Genomic DNA, 2,009 nt, shown 5'->3' on the forward strand with positions numbered 1-2,009 from the left:
GTCAACGATCACGCGCTGAAAGTGCCGAAAGGCGATCGCTCCGGCACCATCATCGAGCCGTGGCTGACCGACCAGTGGTATGTGTCGACCAAACCGCTGGCCGAGCCAGCGATTGCTGCCGTTGAAGACGGTCGCATCCAGTTCGTGCCGAAACAGTACGAAAACATGTACTTCTCGTGGATGCGCGACATCCAGGACTGGTGCATCAGCCGTCAGCTGTGGTGGGGCCACCGGATTCCGGCCTGGTACGACGAGTCGGGCAAGGTCTACGTCGGTCGCGACGAAGCCGAAGTGCGTGCCAAGCACAACCTCGGCCCGGACGTTACGCTGCAACAGGACAACGACGTACTCGACACCTGGTTCAGTTCGGGCCTGTGGACCTTCTCGACGCTGGGCTGGCCGGAAAAGACCGAGTTCCTGAAGAAATTCCACTCCACCGACGTGCTGGTGACCGGTTTCGACATCATTTTCTTCTGGGTTGCCCGGATGATCATGCTGACCATGCACCTGATCAAGAACGAGGATGGCACCCCGCAGGTGCCGTTCAAGACCGTCTATGTACACGGTCTGGTGCGTGATGGTCAGGGCCAGAAGATGTCCAAGTCCAAGGGTAACGTCCTCGACCCGCTGGACATCATCGACGGTATTGAGCTTGAAGCGCTGGTGCAGAAACGCACCTCGGGCATGATGCAGCCGAAAATGGCGAAGAAGATCGAGAAGCAGACCCGCGACGAGTTCGCCGACGGCATCGCCAGCTACGGCACCGACGCCCTGCGCTTCACTTTCTGCTCGCTGGCTTCCACCGGTCGCGACATCAAGTTCGACATGGGCCGCGTCGAAGGCTATCGCAACTTCTGCAACAAGATCTGGAACGCCGCGCGTTATGTTCTGGACAAGGGCGAAGACTGCGGCCAGAACGGCGAAGCCTACGAGCTGTCGCTGGCGGATCGCTGGATCATCTCGCAACTGCAACGCACCGAAGCCGAAGTGACCCGTCAACTGGATCAGTTCCGTTTCGACCTCGCCGCGCAAGCGCTGTACGAGTTCATCTGGAACCAATACTGCGACTGGTACCTGGAACTGTCCAAGCCAGTGCTGTGGGACGAAAACGCGCCGGTCGAACGTCAGCGCGGCACCCGTCGCACACTGGTACGCGTCCTGGAAGTCGCGCTGCGCCTGGCGCACCCGTTCATGCCGTTCATCACTGAAGAAATCTGGCAGCGCATCGCGCCGCTGGCCGGCATTCAGGGCAAGACGATCATGCTGCAAGCGTGGCCAGTGGCCAACGAAGAGCGCATCGATCCGGCCGCCGAAGACGACATCGAATGGCTGAAAGGCCTGATGCTCGGCACGCGTAACATCCGTGGCGAAATGAACATCGGCCCGGGCAAGCCGCTGCCGATCTACCTGAAGAACGTCAGCGCTGAAGACCAGCGCCGTCTGACCGAGAACGAAGCGCTGCTGAAGAAGCTGGCGCGTCTGGAATCGATCACCGTTCTGAAGGCTGGCGAAGAAGCGCCGCTGTCCGCGACCGCACTGGTTGGCGAGATGGAAGTGCTGGTGCCAATGGCCGGCCTGATCGACAAGGGCGCCGAACTGGCGCGTCTGGACAAGGAAATCCTGCGTCTGCAGGGCGAAGTCCAGCGCGTTGGCGGCAAGCTGTCGAACGCCGGTTTCGTTGACAAGGCCCCGGCCGAAGTCATCGAGAAAGAACGCGCCAAACTGGCCGAGGCTGAACAGGCTTTGGGCAAACTGGCCGAGCAACACGCGCGGATTTCCAGCCTGTAACTGGTAAATCGCATTAAAAAGGCGCGCCACCCGATCGGGTGACGCGCCTTTTTTATTGCCTACTTTCCTTCATCCACTGCCAATCCCTGTGGGAGCGAGCTTGCTCGCGAAGAGGCCGTGTCAGGCGAAAGTGATGTTGACTGAGAGGACGCTTTCGCGAGCAAGCTCGCTCCCACAGAGATCGGTGGTGTTGCTGATATTGAGTTCGCAGCGGCTGGATG

Annotated in this window: 1 protein-coding gene; it reads left to right on the forward strand. The window is 60.1% G+C overall.

Features of this window, described 5'->3' with window-relative positions; translation table 11 throughout:
- Positions 1-1,788: valine--tRNA ligase (locus tag DBR24_RS31865; protein ID WP_256591369.1), on the forward strand; the 1,788-nt coding region annotated here is incomplete at its 5' end.
- Between the last annotated feature and the right edge of the window lie 221 nt (positions 1,789-2,009).

This window comes from Pseudomonas sp. HMWF006 (assembly GCF_003061205.1).
Taxonomy (GTDB): Bacteria; Pseudomonadota; Gammaproteobacteria; order Pseudomonadales; family Pseudomonadaceae; genus Aquipseudomonas; species Aquipseudomonas monsensis.